The following is a 6,095-nucleotide window of genomic DNA, read 5'->3' as shown; positions in this document are numbered from 1 at the left end:
GTGATCAACCCGGCCCTGCGCGAACTCGACAACGTGGTGCTACAACCCCACATCGGCAGCGCCGGCGGCACCACCCGCGACAACATGTGCCGCCTCGCCGTCCGCAACGTCACCCAGGTGCTGGCCGGCCAGCCCGCCGAAACCCCGGTCCCGCTTCCCTGAACCGAAAGGAACCGTCCCCGCGGTCACCGGGGACGGTTCCTTTGGTCACCGGGGACGGTTCCTTCGGTCACCGGGGACGGTTCTCTCGGTCACCGGGGACGGTTCCTTTGGTCACCGGGGACGGTTCCTTTGGTCACCTCTGTCGTCCAGGGACGCGACTCAGCGCGGACGTCGCGGCGGCAACAGCAGCACGACCGCCGCGACCACGATGGTGGCCACCTGGCTGACCACGTTCAGCCACTGGTCGAGCGTCTCGTACACGTGCAGATGAGACACGTGGTAGGCGAAGTGCAGGCTGGAGAACACCAGCCAGCCGAGCCCGGCCAGCCGCGCCTCCACCAACCCACCAGTGATCGCTGCGAACAGCGCGATGATGCCCAAGGCGAGGAACATCGCGCCGACGTCGCGGACCAAGTGCTCGTTGTACGGTCCGTCGACCGCGACCCAGGCCGGCCGAACCACCGGGAAATCGGCATAGAACGACTCCGGCAGGAACGCGGCCCACACTCCCGGCATCAGGCCGAAGAAGACCCCGAGGACGACCAGCAACACACGCGTCAACGCCCGGCTCATGACCTGCCACCGTTCACGACGGGCCGGGCCTGCGCCGCGGTGCGGTTCAGCCAATGCTCGAAGGTCTCGCTGCCGCGTGGTCCGGACCCGGTGGGGAGCAGACCGCCTGATGCCGCCGCCCGCGCCACCGCGCCGATGGCCGGCAGTTCCCACACCGGACGGCGCAGCGCTCGTGCCCGCGCCAACTGCCGCACCAGGTCGGCCATCCGGTAGATCGCCGGACCGGCCATCTCAGGCACCCGGCCGCCCGGTGCGCCGTCCGCGAGTTCGAGCAGATGACCGGCCACCTCGCGCGCGGCGATCGGCCGGCTCAGCATCCGCGGCACCACAGCGACGGGCCCCGGCACCAGGTTCAGCATCTGCTCGGTGAACTCGTAGAACTGGGTGGCCCGCAGGATCGTCCACGGCACCGCACCACCGGCCACGACCTCCTCCTGGCGCCGCTTGCCCGCGTAGTACCCGGTGTCGACGCGGTCGATACCGACGATCGACAGGGTCAGGTGATGCCGGACGCCCGCGCGCTGCCCGGCAAGAACCAGGTTCTCCGAAGTGGACCCGAAGAAGTCGATCGCCACGGACCGCTTCGCCGCCGTGGTGTTGGTCACGTCGATCACGGTGTCCACGCCGTCGAGGGCGGCGTGCAGCCCGGCTCCGGTGAACAGATCGACTCCGCTGGAGCGCGCCAGCACGACCGGCGTCCAGCCGTTCTCGCGTGCCAGAGCGACCAGCATCCGGCCGATCAGACCGGTTCCACCCGCCACGGCGAGTCGCCGTCGATTGCTTGTCATGCTCTTCCTTTCAGTTTCTCCTCACCCATGTGACACCGCGATCACCCGGAATGTGACGCGAGCACCGCTCGGACGCCCTCCGCATACGGAGTAGCGGTGAGTCCGAACACCTCGGTCGTGGCGCTGCCGTCCACGATGAAGGGCTGCTCGAACTGGTAGATCAGTTCGGCGCCCTCGCGGGCCAGCGGCAGCACGGCGCCGAGCGCGCGCAACTGCCACCGCGTGGTCGCGGTCACCCTGGCCCGATGCCCCGCCTGGGCTGCGGCCAGCGCGATCAGTTCGCGTCCCGTGGTCGGACGAGGGTGTGGGACGTGCCAGATCCGGCCGCTCTCGCCGTCGTGCTGCCCCACGGCGGCTATCGTCCGGGCGAAGTCGTCGACGTAGGTGGGCGTGATCGGCAGGTCGGGGTCACCGAACCAGCGCGCGGCGCGCCCCCTGTGCACGTTGCCGAAGACCGTGCCGGCGATCATCGAGCGCACATGCGGTCCGTAGAGTTCGCCCGCCCGCACGATGGACAGCCGGATGCGGCCTGCGGCGGCTGCATGGCTGAGGCGCTCGGCGAGCCAGGCCCGCAGCACGCCCAGGCGACCGACGGGCCGAGACGGCAGCTCGGGCGTCATCGGGCCGCTGACCCGGCCGTACATCCAGGTGTCGTCGGCGTAGACCACGCGTGCACCGGTCGCCGAGGCAGCGTCGATGATCGAATCGGTCAGCGGTGGAAAATCGCTCAGCCATCGCCCGATCGGCGGCATCGCGCAATGGTGGAGGGCGACCGCACCCTCGGCGGCCTCGGTCAGCGCGACCGGATCGGATGCGTCCACGGCCCGAAGCTCTGCCGCCGGCGAGCCCACAGCGCGACCGTCCCGGGTCAAGGCTCGAACCCGGCAGCCGGCCGCCAGCAGATGCCCGACCACCAGCCGTCCGGTCACCCCGCCAGCACCGACCACCACATGCAACCCCTGCGTATCCATGACCGTTCCTCTTCCGCTACATTTGTAGCACTACATTTGTAGAGGCTACACTACACATGTAGCAACTGTCATCAAGGGGGATTCCGTGCCCGTCACCACCGACCGCCCGCAACTCTTGGCGGATGCCGCGATCTCGCTGATCGCCGACAGCGGCATCCGCGCCCTCACCCACCGTGCGGTGGACGCCGCAGCGGGCGTGCCCAGCGGAACGACCTCGTATCACTTCCGGACGCGGCGGGAACTGCTGCGGGGCGTGCTGGTCCGGATCGCGGAGGTCAACGCCGACCGGCTGTCCGGAGTGCCGGGGCCGCCCACCAGCACGCTGGATGCGCCGGCGGTCCGCAAGGACAGGCTGGCCGAGGCCGACCAGCTGGCGAACCGGGTGGCGGCCTTCATCGACGGTCAGATCGGTGAGCGTCGGGACAGCACGCTGGCGCGGATGGCGTGCGAGATCGAGGTGGCGTCCGACCCGGATCTGCGGGAGATCCTGCACGCCGGCAGCGTCTTCCGTCCGCTGGCGATCGGGGCGGTCACCCGGTTGGGTGCCGCCGATCCGCCTCGTCACGCGGACGGCCTGATCGCGCTGATCGACGGGCTTCAGTACGACCGATTGGTCGGAGTGGGCTCGCTGACCGCGTCCGCGGCAGGTACGTCCAAGTCACGAGCCGAACTCGCCGCCGTCGTCCGCAGCTACCTCGTTGGGCTGGTGCCCGCGTAGCGCAGACGTCCTCCTGGTGACCAAGAGAACCGTCCCCGGTGACCGAAAGAACCGTCCCCGGTGACCGAAAGAACCGTCCCCGGTGACCGAAAGAACCGTCCCCGAGCATTCGCGGGGCGGCATAGGGTGGCGGCATGGTCCACCTCACCAAGATCTACACGCGCACCGGTGACGCCGGGCAGACCCGGCTTTCGGACAACTCGGTGGCCGCCAAGACCGATCTGCGGGTCGAGGCCTACGGCCAGGTGGACGAGGCGAACGCGGTGCTGGGTGTCGCGACCGCCCGGGGCGACCTGCCGGACGAGCTGAACGCCGCGCTGCGGCTGATCCAGAACGAGCTGTTCGACCTGGGCGCCGACCTGTCCACGCCGCTGGCGGAGAACCCGCCCTGGGAGCCGCTGCGGATCGTCGCCAGCTGCATCGAGCGGCTCGAGGGCTGGTGCGACGAGTACTCCGCGCAGGTGGGGCCGCTGAACTCGTTCATCCTGCCCGGCGGCACCCAGACCGCCGCCCAGTTGCATGTCGCGCGCACCATCGTCCGGCGCGCCGAGCGGACGGCGTGGCGGGCCGCTCAGGAGTACGGCCTGGACGTCGAGGGCGGCCTGAACCCGCTGGCGCTCACCTACCTGAACCGGCTCTCCGACCTACTCTTCCTGGCTTCCCGGGTGGCGAACGCCGAGATCGGCGACGTCCTCTGGGTCCCCGGCACCGACCGGACGCCAGTCGAACCCCGCGCCGCCCAACGTCGCGCCAAGGCGGAGCAGAGCAACGCCGCTGAGTGAGAACGGGGTCTCGACAAGCTTCGACCAACGGTGGGTGGGCAGGGTCTCGACAAGCTTCGACCAACGGTGGGTGGGCAGGGTCTCGACAAGCTCGACCAACGGGTGGTGAGACAAGCTCGACCAACGGGTGGTGAGGCACGGTCTCGACAAGCTCGACCAGCGGTCGTGAGTCCGGCACTGACGCAACCTCAAAGCGGAGTGGGCTGCACCCCGTCCGGGTAGGTCGGGCGTAAAGCGCGCGAGCCCCGCCCACGGACTGAAAAACAAAAGCAGAAGTGGCGAGCTGCGCACGGGCGGGACGGGGTGCAGCCCACTCCGCGGAACAGAACCCAACCACTAAGAACCCGACCACAGAACAGAGGTCTCGACAAGCTCGACCGACGGTGGATGGGCGAGGCAATGAAGATCCCGGCTTTCGCCGGGATGACGTGAGTGTGGCGGGTCGCTACTCCGGGGATTGCGGTGAATGCCGGTAGCGCATCCCGGGCGGCGCCGCCTCCAGCCAGCTGAGCAGCCCGGTCAGGGAATCCGGCGCCATCGCCAGCTCGATCTGCTCCACCGGCCCCTCCAGGCTCACGATGCGCTGGCCCTCGAGCAGCCAGGCGACCTCACCGGCGTCCGGGAGGCGCTGCTCACCGGCGCGCACCAGGCCGCGGTCGAAACGCTGGGTCGGCCACAGCGACAGCGAGAAGGCCGGGAACCACTGCAACTCATGCTCCCGATAACGGGCGACTCCGAGCACCCAATGGGTGCCCGGAGTCCGTTTGGCCGGGTGAAAACTACAGGCGAAGCTGCCGCCGGCACGCGACAGCCAACGGCGCCTCAGCCAGAAGCCGGCGAGAGCGGCGACCAGAATCAGGACGACGACGATCAGCAGCCATTCGACAGCGCTGATCACGTCCATTTCTGAAGCCTCCTCGCACGCTATCGATCAGGAGACCTGTGCTTGCTGGGCCTTCTTGGCTGCCGCGAGTTGAGCGTGGGCGCGATTGAAGTGCTGCCGGGTGGCCTCGCTGTTGTCGCCCTCGTTCATTCTTTTCCACGCCGCGCGGCGCTCACGCTCCGCTTCTTCCACCAGGATCTCGTGGGCCAGCCGGCCGTACTGACTGAGAATGGCAACCCGGTTCTCGGCCACCGAGATGAATCCCCCGTCGACGGCCAGCACCTCGCGCTTGCCGTCCTTGGTGAGGATCTCGGCCGCGCAGGGCACCAGCAGCGCCAGCAGCGGTTCGTGGTTGGCCATGATGCCGATGTCACCCTCGGTGGTGCGGGCGATGACGGACAACGCCTCGCCCTCCCACACGCGGCGATCGGCGGCCACCACCTCGACGAACAGGACGTCGCCTTCGGCCACGATCAGCCTTCCTTCTGCATCCGGTCCCAGTTCTCCATGACCATGTCCATGCCGCCGACGTTGAAGAAGGCCTGCTCGGCGATGTGGTCGACCTCGCCGTCGCAGATCATCTTGAACGACTCGATGGTGTCGGCCAGCGGAACGGTGGAACCGGGCACGTTGGTGAACTTGGTCGCCATGTAGGTGTTCTGGCTGAGGAACTGCTGGATGCGCCGAGCCCGGCCGACCAGGGTCTTGTCCTCTTCGGAGAGCTCGTCGACACCCAGGATGGCGATGATGTCCTGCAGTTCCTTGTTGCGCTGCAGGATCTGCTTCACCCGGGTCGCGGTCTCGTAGTGATCCTTGCCGATGAACTGCGGATCAAGGATGCGGCTGGTGCTGGTCAGCGGGTCGACCGCCGGGTACAGGCCACGCGAGGCCACCTCGCGGGAAAGCTCGGTGGTGGCGTCCAGGTGGGCGAAGGTGGTCGCCGGTGCCGGGTCGGTGTAGTCGTCGGCCGGCACGTAGATCGCCTGCATCGAGGTGATCGAGTGACCCCGGGTCGAGGTGATCCGCTCCTGCAGCTGACCCATCTCGTCGGCCAGGTTCGGCTGGTAGCCCACCGCGGACGGCATCCGGCCCAGCAGCGTGGAGACCTCGGAGCCGGCCTGGGTGAACCGGAAGATGTTGTCGATGAACAGCAGCACGTCCTGCTTCTGCACGTCGCGGAAGTACTCCGCCATCGTCAGCGCGGACAGGGCCACACGC

The 6,095-nt window shown here is 68.5% G+C and carries 7 protein-coding genes and 1 pseudogene; 2 read left to right on the top strand and 6 right to left on the bottom strand.

The window, feature by feature from the left end:
- Positions 1 to 321: 321 nt before the first annotated feature.
- From QM624_RS15165 to QM624_RS15155, 3 genes are read right to left on the bottom strand one after another with little or no spacing between them, the layout of a single operon-like run.
- The gene (locus tag QM624_RS15165; RefSeq protein ID WP_415093264.1) at positions 322 to 735 is read right to left on the bottom strand and encodes a hypothetical protein; all 414 of its coding nucleotides are present in this window, start codon (positions 733 to 735) and stop codon (positions 322 to 324) included.
- On the bottom strand, positions 732 to 1,523 hold the full coding sequence (locus QM624_RS15160) for an SDR family oxidoreductase (protein ID WP_415093262.1): 792 nt from the start codon (positions 1,521 to 1,523) through the stop codon (positions 732 to 734). The genes QM624_RS15165 and QM624_RS15160 overlap by 4 nt, the downstream gene beginning before the upstream one ends.
- Positions 1,524 to 1,564: 41 nt before the next feature.
- The gene (locus QM624_RS15155) at positions 1,565 to 2,494 is read right to left on the bottom strand and encodes an NAD-dependent epimerase/dehydratase family protein (protein ID WP_415093260.1); all 930 of its coding nucleotides are present in this window, start codon (positions 2,492 to 2,494) and stop codon (positions 1,565 to 1,567) included.
- 85 nt (positions 2,495 to 2,579) lie between these two features.
- Here QM624_RS15155 and QM624_RS15150 point away from each other — a divergent pair, with 85 nt between their 5' ends.
- Together QM624_RS15150 and QM624_RS15145 are read left to right on the top strand one after the other, a co-directional pair.
- Positions 2,580 to 3,212: a TetR/AcrR family transcriptional regulator gene (locus QM624_RS15150; protein ID WP_415093258.1), complete on the top strand. Its 633-nt coding sequence runs from the start codon at positions 2,580 to 2,582 to the stop codon at positions 3,210 to 3,212.
- Positions 3,213 to 3,346: 134 nt separating this feature from the next.
- Positions 3,347 to 3,994 (top strand): cob(I)yrinic acid a,c-diamide adenosyltransferase, encoded by a 648-nt coding sequence (locus QM624_RS15145; protein ID WP_415093256.1) that lies wholly within the window; start codon positions 3,347 to 3,349, stop codon positions 3,992 to 3,994.
- A gap of 445 nt (positions 3,995 to 4,439) precedes the next feature.
- Here the strand turns inward: QM624_RS15145 and QM624_RS15140 are convergent, their stop codons facing one another.
- From QM624_RS15140 to QM624_RS15130, 3 genes and pseudogenes are all read right to left on the bottom strand, one after another.
- A complete protein-coding gene (locus QM624_RS15140) occupies positions 4,440 to 4,898 on the bottom strand; it encodes a DUF2550 domain-containing protein (protein WP_415093254.1) in 459 nt (152 codons plus the stop codon).
- A gap of 27 nt (positions 4,899 to 4,925) precedes the next feature.
- A complete protein-coding gene (locus tag QM624_RS15135) occupies positions 4,926 to 5,348 on the bottom strand; it encodes a F0F1 ATP synthase subunit epsilon (protein WP_415093252.1) in 423 nt (140 codons plus the stop codon).
- A 2-nt stretch (positions 5,349 to 5,350) separates the two neighbouring features.
- Positions 5,351 to 6,095, bottom strand: a pseudogene (locus QM624_RS15130) (F0F1 ATP synthase subunit beta); the annotation flags it as partial.

It is taken from the genome of Micropruina sp. (assembly GCF_047606365.1).
In the GTDB taxonomy this organism is placed as follows: domain Bacteria; phylum Actinomycetota; class Actinomycetes; order Propionibacteriales; family Propionibacteriaceae; genus Micropruina.
The sequence above is the reverse complement of the archived record's forward strand: the minus strand, read 5'-3'. Positions and strand labels throughout refer to the sequence as shown.

Excerpts from the sequence above, each read along its gene's own strand:
- QM624_RS15155 (WP_415093260.1), bottom strand. The coding sequence starts at position 2,494 with ATGGATACGCAGGGGTTGCATGTGGTGGTCGGTGCTGGCGGGGTGACC.
- QM624_RS15160 (WP_415093262.1), bottom strand. The coding sequence starts at position 1,523 with ATGACAAGCAATCGACGGCGACTCGCCGTGGCGGGTGGAACCGGTCTG.
- QM624_RS15145 (WP_415093256.1), top strand. The coding sequence starts at position 3,347 with ATGGTCCACCTCACCAAGATCTACACGCGCACCGGTGACGCCGGGCAG.
- QM624_RS15165 (WP_415093264.1), bottom strand. The coding sequence starts at position 735 with ATGAGCCGGGCGTTGACGCGTGTGTTGCTGGTCGTCCTCGGGGTCTTC.
- QM624_RS15140 (WP_415093254.1), bottom strand. The coding sequence starts at position 4,898 with ATGGACGTGATCAGCGCTGTCGAATGGCTGCTGATCGTCGTCGTCCTG.